The 17,289-nt window shown below is 43.2% G+C and carries 16 protein-coding genes; 12 read left to right on the top strand and 4 right to left on the bottom strand.

The window, feature by feature from the left end:
* The 3 genes from ACF8CV_RS23170 to ACF8CV_RS23160 form a co-directional block, all read right to left on the bottom strand.
* Positions 1-1,404 (bottom strand): DNA polymerase Y family protein, encoded by a 1,404-nt coding sequence (locus ACF8CV_RS23170; protein ID WP_053339685.1) that lies wholly within the window; start codon positions 1,402-1,404, stop codon positions 1-3.
* A 4-nt stretch (positions 1,405-1,408) separates the two neighbouring features.
* Positions 1,409-2,101 (bottom strand): translesion DNA synthesis-associated protein ImuA, encoded by a 693-nt coding sequence (imuA, locus tag ACF8CV_RS23165; RefSeq protein WP_005453940.1) that lies wholly within the window; start codon positions 2,099-2,101, stop codon positions 1,409-1,411.
* A 131-nt stretch (positions 2,102-2,232) separates the two neighbouring features.
* On the bottom strand, positions 2,233-2,979 hold the full coding sequence (locus ACF8CV_RS23160; RefSeq protein WP_005453938.1) for a YciK family oxidoreductase: 747 nt from the start codon (positions 2,977-2,979) through the stop codon (positions 2,233-2,235).
* Positions 2,980-3,233: 254 nt separating this feature from the next.
* On the opposite strand from ACF8CV_RS23160, the gene sohB reads away from it, so the two are divergent.
* The 8 genes from sohB (at position 3,234) to ACF8CV_RS23120 (ending at position 12,293) form a co-directional block, all read left to right on the top strand.
* Positions 3,234-4,295, top strand: a complete 1,062-nt coding sequence (sohB, locus tag ACF8CV_RS23155; RefSeq protein WP_015297023.1) for a protease SohB — start codon at positions 3,234-3,236, stop codon at positions 4,293-4,295.
* A gap of 247 nt (positions 4,296-4,542) precedes the next feature.
* The gene (cmk, locus tag ACF8CV_RS23150; protein WP_011106010.1) at positions 4,543-5,223 is read left to right on the top strand and encodes a (d)CMP kinase; all 681 of its coding nucleotides are present in this window, start codon (positions 4,543-4,545) and stop codon (positions 5,221-5,223) included.
* A 110-nt stretch (positions 5,224-5,333) separates the two neighbouring features.
* Positions 5,334-7,004, top strand: a complete 1,671-nt coding sequence (rpsA, locus tag ACF8CV_RS23145; protein ID WP_005494602.1) for a 30S ribosomal protein S1 — start codon at positions 5,334-5,336, stop codon at positions 7,002-7,004.
* Positions 7,005-7,208: 204 nt separating this feature from the next.
* On the top strand, positions 7,209-7,490 hold the full coding sequence (gene ihfB / locus ACF8CV_RS23140; RefSeq protein ID WP_005491075.1) for an integration host factor subunit beta: 282 nt from the start codon (positions 7,209-7,211) through the stop codon (positions 7,488-7,490).
* A 250-nt stretch (positions 7,491-7,740) separates the two neighbouring features.
* Complete coding sequence (locus ACF8CV_RS23135; protein WP_005457987.1) at positions 7,741-8,034, top strand: lipopolysaccharide assembly protein LapA domain-containing protein; 294 nt, start codon at positions 7,741-7,743, stop codon at positions 8,032-8,034.
* An 18-nt stretch (positions 8,035-8,052) separates the two neighbouring features.
* Entirely contained in the window at positions 8,053-9,228 is a 1,176-nt protein-coding gene (gene lapB, locus ACF8CV_RS23130; protein WP_025628153.1) for a lipopolysaccharide assembly protein LapB, read from the top strand.
* 90 nt (positions 9,229-9,318) lie between these two features.
* Complete coding sequence (gene pyrF, locus ACF8CV_RS23125; protein WP_025502055.1) at positions 9,319-10,020, top strand: orotidine-5'-phosphate decarboxylase; 702 nt, start codon at positions 9,319-9,321, stop codon at positions 10,018-10,020.
* 434 nt (positions 10,021-10,454) lie between these two features.
* Complete coding sequence (locus ACF8CV_RS23120; protein WP_171055888.1) at positions 10,455-12,293, top strand: extracellular solute-binding protein; 1,839 nt, start codon at positions 10,455-10,457, stop codon at positions 12,291-12,293.
* A gap of 71 nt (positions 12,294-12,364) precedes the next feature.
* On the opposite strand, the gene ACF8CV_RS23115 is transcribed toward ACF8CV_RS23120, so the two are convergent.
* The gene (locus ACF8CV_RS23115; RefSeq protein WP_015297020.1) at positions 12,365-12,604 is read right to left on the bottom strand and encodes a hypothetical protein; all 240 of its coding nucleotides are present in this window, start codon (positions 12,602-12,604) and stop codon (positions 12,365-12,367) included.
* A gap of 490 nt (positions 12,605-13,094) precedes the next feature.
* Between ACF8CV_RS23115 and ACF8CV_RS23110 the strand changes: the two genes are divergently transcribed.
* The 4 genes from ACF8CV_RS23110 to ACF8CV_RS23095 are packed head-to-tail and all read left to right on the top strand — an operon-like array spanning position 13,095 to position 17,288.
* Positions 13,095-14,099: an NAD-dependent epimerase gene (locus tag ACF8CV_RS23110; RefSeq protein WP_138937581.1), complete on the top strand. Its 1,005-nt coding sequence runs from the start codon at positions 13,095-13,097 to the stop codon at positions 14,097-14,099.
* A 53-nt stretch (positions 14,100-14,152) separates the two neighbouring features.
* Entirely contained in the window at positions 14,153-14,902 is a 750-nt protein-coding gene (locus ACF8CV_RS23105; RefSeq protein ID WP_138937580.1) for a glycosyltransferase family 2 protein, read from the top strand.
* Complete coding sequence (locus ACF8CV_RS23100) at positions 14,899-15,567, top strand: TVP38/TMEM64 family protein (RefSeq protein WP_005494615.1); 669 nt, start codon at positions 14,899-14,901, stop codon at positions 15,565-15,567. The genes ACF8CV_RS23105 and ACF8CV_RS23100 overlap by 4 nt, the downstream gene beginning before the upstream one ends.
* Entirely contained in the window at positions 15,564-17,288 is a 1,725-nt protein-coding gene (locus ACF8CV_RS23095; RefSeq protein WP_138937579.1) for a glycosyltransferase family 39 protein, read from the top strand. Before ACF8CV_RS23100 ends, ACF8CV_RS23095 begins: the two co-directional genes overlap by 4 nt.
* The last annotated feature ends 1 nt before the right edge of the window (position 17,289 follow it).

Raw genomic sequence — 17,289 nt, 5'->3', positions numbered from 1 at the left:
TCAACAAAAATAGCCATGAAGAAACCAATGTTTATGTTGATCGCGAAATACCCATAACCAGCGACCTTGCTTGGTATGAGCAATGTAGTAATCGCGCATAATTTCGTCGCCATCCCACCATCCGGATACGATTCGTTCTGGTCCATGCACCAGCGATACTTGTTCTTGTAGAGCAATGGGGGCAGGCAGTTGCATTGCTGGGCGCAGCAAATCTGGGATGTTATGAGTGGGTACGTCTGGCTCATCGGCTAGTCGGTATTGGCTGGCTTTCTCCGGTCTTGGGTCGCAGGCAATATCTGGTTTGAGCACTGCACTTTTCCCAAGTTTAGCTTGGAGTAAAGAGAGCAGTTCTAACGCATTCATCTGTCCTTTTGGCCCAGAAAAAAGATCTCGCGCAGCACTTAAAGGCTCACCCTGACGAACAACTTTGAGTGTCAAACCGACCACCGCTCCATTAAGCGTGAGCGACTCTAAGCTCAAACTCGCCAGTTGTTGCCAGCGATGGCATAGATAATCGCCTTGAGCAGAGGTGAGTTGAAGATGCTGCTCGTGTTTATCGCGTTGATGGAGCGTTAAGCGAAGTTCAAAGGCGACTTTGTCTCGCAATTTTAGAAAGGTTTCGAGTTGGCGAAGGAGCTTTGCTAACGGTTTTTCAATCCACTGAACATTTTCGATCTCAAACAGTAACTCCAAATACACTTGGAACGATTCGGTTGGATGGTAAAAGTCGACAGGGTGTTTGAACTGACCAGTAAGTCGTCCGACGTAGTTGACTAAATCAATATCAAAACGGCGAGCGATGTCTTGCAATGGCAATTCCAGTAACTCTTGCAGCGTTGTTACGCCCACTCGTTGGAGTTTTTCAACATTGGAGGGCGATAAATCGGTTAGGGTTAATGGCAACGGAAATAAAGCTTTTTGGATAGAAGTTTTATCTTCGCTAAGCACATTCGCACCAGATAACGCCATCAATTTAGCGGAAAAAGGTGAGAAGCCACAACCAAACTGAAAGCTCAATTTTAGTTCATCTAAATGAGTTCGGATTTTATTCCAATAGTTTTGTAATCCTTCATAGAGATTAAGCATTGGCGTCGCACGCAGCAAAATACCTTGGTTTGGCATCAATACGACATCAGAAGTGACCAAATACATCCATTGAGCCACCTCTTGCAACTTATTCCACTCCGTTTGTGGGTGGTAAGGATGTACTTGCAAGTCATGGCACAAAGACGCAGCACTGCCTAAGCCCATATTTGGCTTAATGCCTTGCTGCTCGGCCGTCTCGTTGTATTGAATAATCCGGCAGCGTTGACTTTCGACAATGACGACAGGGTGCTCTTGGTTGTTGCCAAACAGCGCATCCAACTGTAGGCGAGGGAAGTGCAAGTAGATCCACAAAACCATGTGATTATCCTTGATTCGCCAATGGGAAGTTCACCACAGTCGATGGGATATGAGTCATCACTGGCATCACCAACTGCGGGTAATCATGTTGAAAGTCGATATTGATACTGCCTTTGTTCCAGCCCCCTTTACGTTTCAATACTTCCACATTTACGCCTTGTTCATGACCTTGCAGCTTTAAGCTCAATGACACAGGTAGGGACAAGCGATTTGCCATGCTCGGTTTGAGCATAAAAAGCGGACAAGCGCCTTGTTCACTGGCAACCTGTAAGCGTTTTACTTGGTGGATTTCTAGTTCGTCTTGCCATAGCAATACGTTGGCACAAACACCACTTTTCAGACACTGTTCTGCGGCCCACAAAGCATCTCGATGATGTGTAGGACTTACGATCCAAACTTGGTTTATATCTAAGCCAATATTGTGTAGAAACAGCGAATTCATTAACGCTGGAGGCTGAATGAATGCGGTTACCCCTCTCGAAAGAGACGCTTTTAGATATGGAGCGAGTAAACGCAGTTCACCAATACTGCCTACGGATTCCATCTCTACCACACCGTGAGAAGGAAAGCCGCCACCAAGCAATTCATCTAGCTCAGCAAAACCGGAGCTGCTTAGGAATTGATGGTCGTCCGCTTTTGTTAAATTGGCCTGCCAAACAAGATGCTGGCTTTTTAAGTGTTGTATGATGTCTTGCATAAATAAAATACCTGTATATACATACAGTATATTTCTATGATGAAAACACGCAAGATTTTTGTCAGTGAGAAAATGAAAAAAGGCAGCGTTTGCTGCCTTTTTAATCGATTATGTGAGGTTGTGATAATGTATTACTTACGCTTAGGTTGGGCGTCAATACACTGGCCGTGTATGTCTGTCATCGCAGGATCCATCAAATGCAGATACAGCGGCATAATGTCTAGCGGTGTTTTCAGCGTGTTCGCGTCTTCACCTGGGTACGCTTTCTCACGCATGCGAGTTCGAGTCGCGCCAGGGTTAATTGCGTTAACGCGCATTGGCGTGTCACTCAACTCGTCCGCCAATACTTGCATCATACCTTCTACTGCGAACTTAGATATCGCATATGGCCCCCAAAAAGCACGGCCAGAATGGCCAACGGTAGAAGAGGTAAAGATAATGCGACCTGCTTCAGATTTACGCATGACAGGCAGTAGCGCTTGAGTCATCAGCACCTCGGCTTTTACGTTAATCTGCATGATGTCATCGAAGTCCTCTTCGTTGATCTGCTCGAATGGACATAACGCGCTAAGAACACCAGCGTTGTGTAATAAACCATCTAGTTGACCAAATTGACCTTCAATGGTTTCGGCCATATCAATGTAGTTTTGCTTGGTCGCGCCTTTTAAATCGAGAGGGATGATCGCGGCTTGTGGGTAACCTGCGGCTTCAATTTCGTCGTAGATGGATTCAAGATTCTTAACGTTTCGGCCCAATAGAATCACAGTCGCACCGTGCTTGGCGTAAGAAAGCGCCGCTTGACGGCCAATGCCATTACCGGCACCAGTAACAAGAATAACTTTACCTTCTAGGGCATCTTTTGAAACGGAGTAGTTCACGGTATTTAATCCTTATTATCGTAAGAGGGTCCATGTAGTGGGTTAGCGCTAAAATACGCCTGTTTCTCAATGGAAAATCTTGGTAATCGTGACAAGTTGGTTACAATACACCAATTCATGTGTTATACCAATTCCAGAACTTTCGTTAGGTATGCTATCAATCAGAACAAGTGGTTACAAACCACGTTGCCTTCTCTCTGATTTATCGATGTAGCATAGCGACTATTCGCTGGAATGAGATAAAGGAGCTCTCATTGGAATTTTTATTAGATTACGGCTTATTTTTGGCCAAGATTGTGACAGTTGTTGCTGCGATCATTGTCATTCTCATCCTTGTTAAATCGGTTGGTAGCAAATCGGGTGCTGCAAAAGGCGAACTCGAAGTGACGAATCTTTCTGAACAGCACAAGCAATCTATCGAGCAACTTGAGCACTATTTGCATGACGATGCTTTTATCAAAGCTCGTGACAAAGCGGTGAAGAAAGAAGAAAAAGAGAAGAACAAATCTCGCGAGAAAGAAATCAAACAAGCGAGCAAAGAGGGTTCGCTAGACAGCAAACGCGAACCACACCTGTTTGTTCTTGATTTCAACGGCAGCATCGATGCAAAAGAAGTCGCGTCTCTACGTGAAGAAATCACTGCCATTTTGGCTGTTGCTCGTGAAGGCGATGAAGTATTGCTTCGTCTAGAGTCTGGTGGTGGTATGGTTCATGGTTACGGCTTAGCCTCCTCTCAACTTGATCGCATCAAAGCGGCCGGACTTCCTCTGACCATCTCGGTTGATAAAGTAGCAGCAAGTGGCGGTTACATGATGGCTTGTGTAGCAGACAAAATTGTTTCTGCACCATTTGCGATTGTGGGTTCGATTGGTGTTATCGCACAAATTCCAAACTTCAATAAGCTGCTGAAAAAGCACGACATCGAGTACGAGCAGTTAACGGCTGGTGAATACAAACGCACGCTAACCATGTTTGGTGAAAACACCGACAAAGCACGTGATAAATTCAAGCAAGAGCTAGAAGAAACGCACGTATTGTTCAAAGACTTCATCCGTGAGCGTCGTCCAAGTTTAGAATTGGAAAAAGTGGCGACGGGTGAGCACTGGTTTGGTACTCAAGCTAAAGAGTTGGGACTAGTGGATGAAATCAGCACCTCTGATGATCTTGTTGTTGCTGCGTGCAAAGAAAAAACAGTGTTAGCCGTTCATTACGTGCAGAAGAAAAAATTGGCAGACAAGCTTGCTGGTGTAGCAAGTAAAGTCGCTGACAGTGTTGTGCTTAAACTTGCAGAGCGTGGTCAAAAACCAATTGTCTAATCAATGAGATAATTCGGTCATTCAACATGGCGAGAGTGAAAACTCTCGCCATTTTTATTGGAACTAATTTGTCTACAAACGACTCAATATCCAGTACTTATTTTTATGTGTCCTGATGAACCCAAGTGAGCATTGGGTGTAATGCTTTACACGACATTTTTCCTCGCTCCAGAAGGCGATTACCCGTATAATACGCGCCTCGAAAACCGAGCAAATTGCTAAAAAGAAACTATAGGTGGAGAAGAACATGTCCTCTCAAACTCCGGTTGTAACCGTAGATGGACCTAGTGGTGCAGGTAAAGGCACTTTATGTATGTTGCTGGCGAAAAAGTTGGGTTTCCAACTCTTAGACTCTGGCGCAATTTATCGTGTACTTGCACTCGCTGCGATTCACCACGGTGTTGATACTGAGTCTGAAGATGCTCTTGTCCCGCTAGCGACACACCTAGACGTCCAATTTATCGCCGAAGGTGACCTAGTGAAGGTTATCTTAGAAGGTGAAGATGTCTCAGGTGAGCTTCGTAAAGAAGAAACGGGTATGGCTGCGTCTAAAGTGGCTGCATTACCACGCGTTCGCGAAGCATTATTGCGCCGTCAGCGTGCGTTTGAAGCCGCTCCTGGCCTTGTTGCTGATGGTCGTGATATGGGTACGGTTGTATTCCCAAGTGCTCAAGCAAAAATTTTCCTTGATGCAAGCGCGGAAGAGCGTGCAAATCGACGCCTTAAACAGTTGCAAGATAAAGGGTTAGATGTTAGATTTGCTGACCTTTTAAGCGAGATCCAAGAGCGTGACGACCGAGATCGTAACCGCCCAGTGGCGCCACTACGCCCTGCAGAGGATGCGCTTGTGCTAGATTCTACGTCGATGACTATCGACGAAGTAGTAGAAAAGGCACTACAATATATCGAATCGAAGCTAGCTGAGTAATGATACTCGACTAAGCTAAGAGCGTTGGTCGCAAGGATGATGACCGGCGAATTTAATAACCCCATGAGGTAGGATACCCGTGGACGTTTAATTTATTGAAGATTAAATAAATGACTGAATCTTTTGCTCAACTCTTTGAAGAGTTTCTAAACGAAACAGAATTCCAACAAGGCAGCATCGTTAAAGGTACTGTAGTAGCTATCGAGAACGGTTTCGTTCTTGTTGACGCTGGTCTTAAGTCTGAATCTGCTATCCCTGCTGAACAGTTCAAGAACGCTGCTGGCGAACTTGAAGTTGAAGTTGGCGCTGAAGTAGACGTAGCTCTAGACGCTGTTGAAGATGGTTTCGGTGAAACTCAACTTTCTCGTGAGAAAGCTAAGCGTCACGAAGCTTGGATCGTTCTTGAGAAAGCTTACGAAGAAGCTGAAACTGTTGTTGGTATCATCAACGGTAAAGTTAAAGGCGGTTTCACTGTTGAACTAAACGGTATCCGTGCTTTCCTTCCTGGCTCTCTAGTAGACGTACGTCCAATCCGCGACACTGCTCACCTAGAAAACAAAGAGCTAGAGTTCAAAGTTATCAAACTTGACCAAAAACGTAACAACGTAGTTGTTTCACGTCGTGCTGTTATCGAATCTGAAAACAGCGTTGAGCGTGACGAGCTTCTAGAAACTCTACAAGAAGGTTCTGAAGTTAAAGGTATCGTTAAGAACCTTACTGACTACGGTGCGTTCGTTGACCTAGGTGGCGTTGACGGTCTTCTACATATCACAGATATGGCTTGGAAGCGCGTTAAGCACCCATCTGAAATCGTTAACGTTGGTGACGAGATCCAAGTTAAAGTTCTTAAGTTCGATCGTGAGCGTACTCGCGTATCACTAGGTCTTAAGCAACTAGGCGAAGATCCATGGGTAGCAATCGCTAAGCGTTACCCAGAAGGTCACAAACTAACTGGTCGCGTAACTAACCTAACTGACTACGGCTGCTTCGTTGAAATCGAAGAAGGCGTTGAAGGTCTAGTACACGTTTCTGAAATGGATTGGACTAACAAGAACATCCACCCTTCTAAAGTTGTTAATGTTGGCGACGAAGTTGAGGTTATGGTTCTTGAAATCGACGAAGAACGTCGTCGTATCTCTCTAGGTCTGAAACAGTGTAAAGCTAACCCATGGCAGTCATTCGCTGAAGCACAAGCTAAAGGCGACAAAGTTACTGGTAAGATCAAGTCAATCACTGACTTCGGTATCTTCATCGGTCTAGAAGGCGGCATCGATGGTCTAGTTCACCTATCTGACATTTCTTGGAATGTTGCTGGCGAAGAAGCTGTACGTGAGTACAAGAAAGGCGACGAGATCTCTGCAGTTGTTCTAGCAGTAGACGCTGAGCGTGAGCGTATCTCTCTAGGCATCAAGCAAATGGAAAACGACCCATTCAATGCTTACGTTGCTGACAACAAGAAAGGTACTCTAGTTAACGCTACTGTAACTGCAGTTGACGCTAAAGGTGCTACTGTTGAAATCGCAGAAGGCGTTGAAGGTTACATCCGTGCTTCTGAAGTATCTCGCGATCGCGTAGAAGATGCTTCTCTAATCCTAAGCGCTGGTGATGTTGTTGAAGCTAAGTTCACAGGTGTAGACCGTAAGAACCGCGTAATCAACCTATCTATCAAAGCTAAAGACGAAGCTGAAGAGCAAGAAGCAATGGCATCTATCAACAAGCAAGACGAAGCTGCTTTTGGTAATGCAATGGCTGACGCTTTCAAAGCTGCTAAAGGCGAATAATATACTCGCTTAAGCTAAAAAGGAGCCGCAAGGCTCCTTTTTTATGTTCAAAGTAGTAATACTAATGCTGGTAAACTATCTTAATAAAAGGCATTTCATCATTACGCAATTTGCGTAAATTTTGTCTAGAATTGTTAGCAAGTGTTTGTTGGAATTAGTATTACTTACTATAATGAGTGATAAAGATACTCAAAGAGGGCAACTATGACTAAGTCTGAACTGATTGAAAGACTCTGCGCTGAGCAAACACATTTATCAGCGAAAGAGGTAGAGGATGCTGTAAAAGATATTTTAGAGCACATGGCCTCTACACTAGAGAGCGGTGATCGTATCGAGATCCGTGGCTTTGGTAGTTTTTCTCTTCATTACCGTGAGCCTCGCGTCGGTCGTAACCCTAAAACGGGCGACAAAGTGGAATTGGAAGGTAAATACGTTCCACATTTCAAACCTGGTAAAGAGCTTCGTGAGCGTGTGAATCTAGGCTAACGCACTCTTATTGGATTAAAAAAGCGGCATACTTTTGTGTATGCCGCTTTTTTGTAATATCGCTTACGAAAATTCAATTAGGTCATTTCATACGCAAGTTGTGATACCCAAATAACTTTAACTTCTAGGGTGTGTCTACAAACCCAGCATCTTGAGGTTACTTGGGTATAGATTATTGCTAATATACGTAGTCTGAAGAAGCATTTTCCTGCATAATCTTACCTACTTACTCCTCGAAGGGTGATGTAAAATGAAAATTATAAAAATCGTTGCTGTTTTAGTTCTCTTTTTAGTTGCACTGGCTTTAGGCTCACAAAACCAAGAACTTGTGACCTTTAATTACCTTTTAGCGAAAGGAGAATTCCATTTATCAACGCTATTGGGCGTGGTATTTGTGGTTGGTTTTGCTGTAGCTTGGGTTATCTTCGCTAGCATTCAACTAAAAACTCAGCTTCAAGTTCGACGTCTTAAAAAGAAACTGAAAAAGTACGAGCCGGCTGAAGCAGAAAAAACTGCAAAGCCAGCCATTGAAAAACAGGCATAAGGATAAGGCTTAACTTTAATGCTTGAACTACTCTTCTTGTTGTTGCCGATAGCGGCTGCGTATGGCTGGTACATGGGGCATCGCAGCGCTCAGCAAGACAAGCAGAAGCAATCTCATCAAATTTCCCGTCAGTATATGGCGGGTCTGAACTTACTGCTCTCTGATCAATCAGATAAAGCCGTAGACCACTTTATTGAATTGCTCCAAGTTGACAACGAAACGATTGATACCCACTTAGCGCTGGGTAATCTTTTCCGTTCTCGTGGTGAAGTCGACCGTGCTATTCGTATCCACCAAAATCTCATTTCTCGTTCTGGCTTGACTCTAGATCAGAAAAACCTAGCCCTGCAGCAGTTAGCGAAAGACTATATGGTGTCGGGGTTTTTAGACCGAGCTGAAAAAATCTTCGAACAATTAGTTGAAGAGCCCGATTACAAAGAGGCGGCGCTCCAACAGTTAGTCACTATTTACCAGCAAACGCGTGAATGGGAAAAAGCGATTCATTACGCCAATCAGCTAGCTAAAATGGGTAATCAGCGTAGTCGTATGCGTACAAATATTGCGCATTTTTGGTGTGAAATTGCCATGCTAGACCAAGCTGATGGCAATACGAATAAAGCTATCCAGCATTTCAAAAAAGCACTTTCCGAAGAGCCAAAATGTGTTCGAGCAAGTATTTCGCTCGGCCGGATTTACTTGGAGTCAGAAGACTACAAACAAACCATTAAGTATCTAACGGGTGTATTGGAGCAAGACAAAGACTTTGTGAGCGATGTTTTGCCGACAATTGCTGAGTGCTATCACCATCTCGGGCAAGAAGATGAACTGGTCGAGTTTTTACGCGCCTGTATTGATAAAAAGGCAGGGGTGTCAGCGGAGTTGATGCTGGCTCAGTTAGTCGCTCACCATGAAAGCGTCGGCGCTGCCCAAGAATTGCTGACGAAACAGCTACTGAAAAATCCAACCATGAAGGGCTTTTATCGCCTGATTGACTACCACATTGCAGAGGCTGAAGACGGTCGCGCAAAAGACAGTTTATCTACATTACAAGCGATGGTTGGAGAACAATTAAAAGTAAAACCGCACTACCGATGCAGGAAGTGTGGCTTCTCTACTCATTCCCTTTATTGGCATTGCCCTTCCTGTAAAGGGTGGGGGACGATCAAGCCAATCCGCGGATTGGATGGTGAATAGTTTTAATGCAGCTGGCAGAGTTTCTGTCCGCTGCATTTTTTTAACCTTATGTCTAACAAGTAAAAGAACCAAAAATAATTAGGAGATGAAATGATCGACCAAAAAGTTATTGTCGCACTGGATTATGATAACCAAGCTGATGCGCTAGCGTTTGTAGATAGAATTGATCCTGCGTCATGTCGCCTAAAAGTCGGCAAGGAAATGTTTACGCTATTTGGTCCTGATTTCGTACGTGAACTCCACAAACGTGGTTTTTCTGTATTCCTGGATTTGAAATTTCATGATATCCCGAACACCTGTTCAAAAGCGGTACGCGCTGCTGCTGAGTTAGGTGTATGGATGGTGAACGTTCATGCAAGCGGTGGTGAACGTATGATGACAGCATCACGTGAGATTCTTGAGCCATATGGTAAAGACCGTCCACTTCTGATTGGTGTAACGGTACTGACTAGCATGGAACAAAGTGACTTGGCAGGTATTGGTCTGAATGTTGAACCGCAAGAGCAAGTGATTCGTCTAGCGACATTGACTAAGAACTCAGGTCTCGATGGTGTAGTGTGCTCTGCGCAAGAATCTTCACTACTTAAAAATGAGCTAGGTAAAGAGTTTAAACTTATCACTCCAGGAATTCGTCCTGCTGGTTCTGAGCAAGGCGACCAACGTCGTATTATGACGCCAGTTGATGCTATTCAAGCGGGTTCTGACTACCTTGTTATTGGCCGTCCGATCACTCAGGCGACGGACCCTGCTGCCGTATTGAAATCTATCAACGACAGCTTAGCTAGCAAGTAATAACTCTCGAGCATTAAATGGATAAAGGTGAGGCTAGGATGCCTCACCTTTTTTGTTTCTCAGAACAACGAATTACCCGATGAGAACAAAGGTTCTACGGATTATTCTTAGTCCTACAGGGGAATGCACTATATCGATCACACTTTAATAACATAATTGATAATGATAAGCCGAAAATGCAACCATGTGCTGTAGATGGCTTGCGTTACAAATAGGTAACGAATACTATGTCGAAGATGCATTCACTGCGTTGTAAGGTCTAGGATGACCTGGTGAAACTCTTTGAAATCAATATAGAAGTCGGCAGGATGTCGCTTCCATATTATGCTCCTACTATTTCCTATCTGCGTACTGTCGTGTCCGCAGCCTATCGTGAGCTTCACACTCGTCTTCCTTGTACTGACCTTAGTGCGCAAACACAACAAGGAAGAAATATGACCAAAAAAATGCCATTTTCAGTTTTGACTGCACTGACTGCTGTCAGTTTCCAACTGCATGCAGCTGAGTTGCCTGCTGATATCGAGTGGGTTTCAAATAATAATGAGCCGTTATTTGCTTCGGAAGAAGCCGTTTATGGTGGAACTTACCGCACTTACATCGAAAGTTTTCCGCAGACATTACGTAGTGTTGGCCCGGATGCTAACTCTGGATTGCGTCAATATTTGATGGATGGCACGCCCAAAATGGCTCAACGTCACCCAAATACGGGTAAGTGGATTCCTCAATTGGCTAAGTCATGGGCATTTGGTGAAGATAATAAAACGGTTTATTTTAAGCTTGATGACACTGCGAAATGGTCTGATGGTGAGAAGATCACGGCCGATGATTATGTCTTCATGATGCAATACTACACCTCAAAAGACATTATTGACCCTTGGTACAATGACTTTTTTACCAACAGCATTGTTAGCGTGGAAAAAATTGATGATTATACCATCCGCGTTAATTTAGCGGTTGCACAGAGTCATGATTCTCTGATGGTCATGATTAATATGCCAAGCAATGGCTTCCAACCTCGTCCAAAACACTTTTTCAAAGGTGAGAAGGATGAAAACAACGATGGCATGCCGGATAACTTTGTACGTAAATTCAACTTCAAAGCTGAACCAACGGCAGCACCATACTACCTAGATAAGGTTAAAAAAGGGAAAAGTGTTACCTTTAAGCATGTTGGTGAAGATTGGTGGGGCTACAACAATCGTTACTACAAGAACCGTTATAACGTAGAGAAAGTGCGTATCACAGTTATTCGCGATCCTGACATTGCGATGAAGCACTTCGAAAAAGGCAATCTCGATTACTTTGAAATGGTGCTACCAAGCTTTTGGCACGATAAAACGAACACTGATGTTTACAAAAAAGGTTATATCCAAAAGTATTGGGGATTCAACCAATCACCACAAGGCGCTGGTGGCGTATGGATGAATACGGCAATGCCTTTGTTGGATAATCTTGAAGTGCGCAAAGGCATCATGGCTGCAACAGATTTTGATGGCATGATAGAGAACATCATGCGTGGTGACTACTCACGTAAGCCACATGGTTTGGGCTTTGGTCATGGTGAGTATGACGATCCAAACAACACACCGCCAAAGTTTGATGTCGACGCTGCGGTTAAGCATTTCGAAAAAGCAGGTTTTGATACTCTAGGTTCAGATGGTATTCGCGTAAACGACAAAGGCCAACGTTTAAGCTTTGCGATTACGTACGGTTACAACTCATGGACACCTCGTATTGCATACTTGAAAGAGCAAGCGAAGCTGGCAGGTCTAGAGTTCACATTGAACTTGGTCGATGGTTCATCTGCGTTTAAGTACATTCTAGAGAAGAAGCACCAGCTGGCATTCCTGAACATGGGATCTGGTGAGATTCCAGCTTACTGGGAATACTTGCACTCTGACAATGCGAACAAGCCGCAAACCAATGCTCACACCAACTACAGTAGCCCAGAACTCGATAAGTTGATCGAAGCGTATGATGCCGAGTTTGATCAGAATAAACGTTATGAGCTGTCGCACCAGATTCAAGAATACGTAAAAGAAGCAAATATTATTGTTCCTGGGTACATGGTGCCTTACTCACGTGTAGCACATTGGCGTTGGGTTAAAATTCCAAAAGATGGCATGACTAAAGCAACGGAATGGGTTCTGCACCCAATGGATATCGGTAACTTCTGGATTGATGAATCCGTTAAGAAAGAGACTGAAAAAGCCATGAAGAGCGGTAAAGCCTTCCCAGAAGTCACCGTGATTGATGATCGCTACAAGCTGTAATCGTTACTGACTAAGATAAAAAGAAAGCCCCACCATATGAGTGGGGCTTGTTGTTTGTGGATTATGCTGCGTTAGCTAACTAAGTAAGACGCCTCTAATAGGTAAGTTTTTACATCACCTAGGGGCGAAAACGCTTTGTCGATCGTTTTAAATCGTTCATCAATAGAATCACAGGCGATGATTTGACTGAATGTTTCGATTGATAAAGCTTCATTTGTTTTGAAAAACTGATGGACATTTTCCAACTGAACTTTATGAACGTTTTCGACTTTAGTTAGTGCATTCGTTAGATCTGAAATATTAATCGACATTGCTACTTAATGACCTTATCTACAGGCTTTGCTGAGCCATAGGACGTGGGCTTTATATTTGGCGGTAGAGTATCACTAACCTGTGGAGCACAGACTGATGGAGATCAATTTGTGCAGTTCGTACCAGTGTCAAACGCTTTGAGGTAGAGGTGAGCTAGCAGAAAGTCTAAGCATCTAATGCTTGGATGGCGATATTATGCTTAATGTAAAACCGAAGTAAGTATTTTTATTCTTTATCAAATGTAGATTATGAATGGAAATAATTGAGTTTTCATTAAATAAATATGAAATATAAATAACGTAATAAAAATACTCTTGCTGGTTAACTTCACTATTAATATTGATGTTTTTCTTCGTTTTTCATAATAATCTAGATCAAAATCACAGCATCATTAAATTCAATATAACCAAGAAGTAGCGCTAGTTAATTAGCTTTACATATCAATAAATTACTACTATTTTTGTTGTATGCGTCTTATGGTGTTAATTTATGAAGTACTTAGTTACAGGTGCGGCAGGTTTTATTGGTAGTGCAACTATTAGAAAACTAAACTCATTAGGATATGAGGTTGTAGGTATTGATAATATCAATGACTATTATGATGTTGAGTTAAAGTATGCAAGATTAAGTTTTATAAAAAATCCATTATTTCGATTCTTTAATATGGATATATCAAATAAAAATGAAATAGAACGTTTATTTGAGAAAGAAAAGTTTGACAGAGTTATCCATCTTGCCGCACAGGCTGGTGTTAGATATTCACTTGTAAATCCACATTGTTACGCTGAATCGAATTTAAGTGGATTTTTAAACGTCTTAGAAGCTTGTCGTAAAAGCCATATCAAGCATTTCATATATGCATCTTCCAGCTCCGTTTACGGCTTAAACAAGAAAGTGCCTTTCTCTACATCGGATAATGTTGATCACCCCGTTTCTTTATATGCAGCGACTAAAAAATCTAATGAATTGATGGCGCATAGTTATTCTCATCTCTATCAACTTCCTACAACAGGCTTACGTTTTTTTACTGTGTATGGTTCTTGGGGACGTCCAGATATGGCGCCTTTTATCTTTACTGAGAAAATAATTAACGGTCAGTCTATTGATATTAATAATAATGGCGATATGTGGAGGGACTTTACCCATATTAATGACATTGTCGAAGGGATAGTCAAAATTTCTGATGTCATACCAAGAATTAATCAGCGATGGCAGTTTGAAAATAGTACTCTAGCGGATAGTTCTGCTCCTTATTCTATTTACAATATTGGTTATGGTTCACCGATTTGTTTGATGGATTTTATCAAAGCAATAGAAAATGAACTCGGAATAGAAGCAAAGAAAAATTATCGAGAGATGCAGCCAGGAGATGTATACCAAACCTATGCTGATACAACAGCTTTCTATCAAGCCACTGGTTACCGGCCGTCAATTTCCGTAGAAGAAGGCATTGCCGAGTTTGTCGCTTGGTACCGGAATTTTTATAACAAGTAAAAGATTTGTCATTCAGAACTTTCAAGGTCGAGAGTTCACATAAGGTTAGAGCTATGTTACCGAGTATATCAGTCGTTATTCCTGCAAAAAATGAACAAGGAAATATCGGGAAGTTAGTGAAAGAAATTCATGCCAGTTTAGAAGCATACCCTAACGTCGAAATTGTCATTACGGACGACGGTAGTACCGATGATACGGTGCAAGAGGCACTTGAAGCTGCTAAAGGATGTGGGTGTGACCTGCAAGTGGTTAGTCACGAACAGAGTTGCGGTCAAAGCACAGCAGTGTTAACTGCCGTCAAACATGCAAAAGGCGAGTGGATCGTTACCTCCGATGCTGATGGACAGAACGATCCGTCGGATATGCCTAAGATGCTTGAGCTTGCTGCTAAAGTCAGCAATCCGAACTTTTGCATCGCGGGTTATCGAGCGAAAAGGTTGGATACAGCTTGGGTTAGGTTTCAATCGAAGGTGGCGAACAAAGTGCGCCATGCATTACTAGGTGATGGTGTTCCAGATTCTGGTTGTGGACTTAAAGTCATCCCTAAATCGACTTATCTGCGCTTGCCGTATTTTGATCATATGCATCGGTTTTTGCCTGCACTCATCAAAGCGATGGGCGGGGAAATCGTCGTTCACCCAGTCGCGCACCGAGACAGAGAAGCAGGTACTTCCAATTACAATGCATGGAACCGTGCTTGGGTAGGGATTGTTGATATGTTTGGTGTGATCTGGTTACAAAAGCGCACGAAAAATCCGATGATCAAAGCTGTCAGCGTTGCCAATGAAAATGCAAAACAATGAAATGGTTAAAGCTTGCACTTCTTATACTTGCTGGGGTTTTGTTAGCAAATCAGCTCGATAATCCCGTTTTATCTCACCTCACAGATAAGAACTGGCTGGTTGGCTACATTCAAAAAAACGGGGCTTTAGGGCATGTGGTCATCTTCACATTCAGTGTGGTGTTTTTGTCGTTGAGTGGGCCAAAGCAAGCCATCGCATTGGTATTCGGCTATTTATACCACGTCCAATTAGGCGTGCTTATCACCTTATTTGCTTGTGTTTTTGGGGCGACATTTAACTACGCCTGCGCGCGCTTTCTCATCGGAAATTGGCTATATCGACGGTTCCCGAAAAAAATGACGCGTTTTAATTCATTTGCGAGTCGTAAGCCGTTTTACAAAATCCTTTTGCTACGTTTGTTTCCGATTGGGAATAACGTCGTGACTAACGTTTTATCGGGTAGTGTCCGAGTGCCGTTCTTTGCCTTTATCTCCGCCAGTCTGTTGGGATACTTGCCTCAAATTATCATCTTCGCATTGATGGGCGCTGGTATTCATTCATCGAGTAATACAATGATATATCTCAGTATTTTCTTTGGTATCGTTAGCGCGGTACTCACAGGGTTTCTCTATCGAGATCATATTAAAAGTCGTGTTGAATTATTGAATATGGAAGAGGAAGTATGAGCTTAGTGACGTCCAAGTGTCGACAAGTTTGGCAAAGTGATGACTATTATCAAACCCTATGGTTTTTGTTGTTCCTCGCCTTCATCATTATTTTTTCGGGGATAGGGTTACGCGACCCGTGGCCTGCCGATGAACCACGCTTTGTCGAAGTTGCTCGAGAGATGGTGCAATCAGGAAACTGGTTTTTTCCTACCAGAGGGGGAGAGCTCTATCCCGATAAACCGCCAGTATTTATGTGGTCAATGGCGGCTTTTTATTGGTTGACCGGCAGCCTAAAAGCAACGTTCATGTTACCTAATGCGATTGTCAGCCTAATTGCTTTGGTGTGCTGTTACGATATTTCCGCAAAGCTGTGGAATGTCAAAACTGCGCGAAATGTGGGCTTTCTACTATTGCTTGCTCCACAATTTATTATTCAAGCAAAAGCGGCGCAAATTGATGCGATGGTAGCCGCGTGGATCACCATCTCCATGTATGGGCTGTTGCGACACTTCTATATTAAGACCAACTGGGTTTGGTATTGCTTGGCTTGGGTGTTTATGGGTCTTGGCATTATTACAAAAGGTGTTGGATTTCTTCCCGCGTTGTTTTTGATACCCGTTTTGTTTTTGCATTTTTCTGGCAGACACCATTTTGAAGATGCGGTTTCGTGGAAGCTATTACTGGGCCCAGTGTTCATGCTTTTGACCATTGCATGTTGGTTTGTGCCTATGATTTCGATCGTAGAGATCAGTCATAACCCTGATTTTGCAGCTTACAGAGACAACATTTTGTTTAAACAAACGGGTGAGCGTTATGCGAACTCTTGGGGACACATTCAGCCATGGTATTACTTTATTGTCAGCGTGATTCCCGTTATGTGGTTTCCGCTGTACTTGGTGTTCTTCAATAAGAAGTGTTGGCAACAACTACGATTATCACCTGCGTTATTAAGTTTGTTCGCTTGGGTTGTGCTTGTTATCGCTTTCTTTAGTCTGAGCCCGGGTAAGCGAGGTGTTTACATATTGCCAGCGCTTCCAATGCTTGCTGTTATTGCGGGTTATGCGTTAACGACCCAAGCTTGGCCTAAATGGACCGACAAATTACTTAAAGCTATCGTGTTGATTTTAAGCGTAGTTTTGTTTTCTGCCGCTGTTGTTGCAGGTCTAGAGGTTAAATCCGTCACGAAGCATTTAGGTGAGTACGATTCTATATTCCCTTACGTCGTATTCTTTCTTGTTGCCGCAGCGATTTGGGTTGGCGCATTTTTTAAAACGCGCACGGTACAGGCTCGATATACCTTTTGGGTGGCTCTTGCGCTGACTTGGGTCTGGTATAGCGTTGCGGGCTATACACTGCTTAACCCAGTTCGCACGCCGGCTAAAGAGATCATGTCAGAAGCACAAAAAGCAATCGGTAAAGATGGTGAGTTAGGACTGACGCTATTTAAAGAGCAATTTTTGCTGTTTTCACCTGTGTCGGTAACACATTTTAGCTATTTATCAGATCACAAAGAGCAAGAGCGCAATGCTTGGTTGTGGCTACAAGAAAAGCCGAATCGGTATATCTTGACCCAAGGTGGGAATGAGATGGAATGTTTCGATGCCAACAAAGCGAAAAAACTAGGGGAAGCCCACCGTCGGGATTGGATTTTATTTGATGCCGAGAGTGCGTTTGAATCCTGTCAGTCGCCAAGAAACATCAAACGATATGAGCTACATATCGACAAGCCATATTCTTAAT

This window comes from Vibrio sp. zbq_1, assembly GCF_043102935.1.
Classification (GTDB): Bacteria; Pseudomonadota; Gammaproteobacteria; order Enterobacterales; family Vibrionaceae; genus Vibrio; species Vibrio parahaemolyticus.
Note: the sequence above shows the minus strand (reverse complement) of the source record. Positions and strands in the feature narration are given on the sequence as shown.

Excerpts from the sequence above, each read along its gene's own strand:
- ACF8CV_RS23170 (WP_053339685.1), bottom strand. The coding sequence starts at position 1,404 with ATGGTTTTGTGGATCTACTTGCACTTCCCTCGCCTACAGTTGGATGCG.
- imuA (WP_005453940.1), bottom strand. The coding sequence starts at position 2,101 with ATGCAAGACATCATACAACACTTAAAAAGCCAGCATCTTGTTTGGCAG.
- cmk (WP_011106010.1), top strand. The coding sequence starts at position 4,543 with ATGTCCTCTCAAACTCCGGTTGTAACCGTAGATGGACCTAGTGGTGCA.
- rpsA (WP_005494602.1), top strand. The coding sequence starts at position 5,334 with ATGACTGAATCTTTTGCTCAACTCTTTGAAGAGTTTCTAAACGAAACA.
- ihfB (WP_005491075.1), top strand. The coding sequence starts at position 7,209 with ATGACTAAGTCTGAACTGATTGAAAGACTCTGCGCTGAGCAAACACAT.
- ACF8CV_RS23135 (WP_005457987.1), top strand. The coding sequence starts at position 7,741 with ATGAAAATTATAAAAATCGTTGCTGTTTTAGTTCTCTTTTTAGTTGCA.
- lapB (WP_025628153.1), top strand. The coding sequence starts at position 8,053 with ATGCTTGAACTACTCTTCTTGTTGTTGCCGATAGCGGCTGCGTATGGC.
- pyrF (WP_025502055.1), top strand. The coding sequence starts at position 9,319 with ATGATCGACCAAAAAGTTATTGTCGCACTGGATTATGATAACCAAGCT.
- ACF8CV_RS23120 (WP_171055888.1), top strand. The coding sequence starts at position 10,455 with ATGACCAAAAAAATGCCATTTTCAGTTTTGACTGCACTGACTGCTGTC.
- ACF8CV_RS23115 (WP_015297020.1), bottom strand. The coding sequence starts at position 12,604 with ATGTCGATTAATATTTCAGATCTAACGAATGCACTAACTAAAGTCGAA.
- ACF8CV_RS23110 (WP_138937581.1), top strand. The coding sequence starts at position 13,095 with ATGAAGTACTTAGTTACAGGTGCGGCAGGTTTTATTGGTAGTGCAACT.
- ACF8CV_RS23105 (WP_138937580.1), top strand. The coding sequence starts at position 14,153 with ATGTTACCGAGTATATCAGTCGTTATTCCTGCAAAAAATGAACAAGGA.
- ACF8CV_RS23100 (WP_005494615.1), top strand. The coding sequence starts at position 14,899 with ATGAAATGGTTAAAGCTTGCACTTCTTATACTTGCTGGGGTTTTGTTA.
- ACF8CV_RS23095 (WP_138937579.1), top strand. The coding sequence starts at position 15,564 with ATGAGCTTAGTGACGTCCAAGTGTCGACAAGTTTGGCAAAGTGATGAC.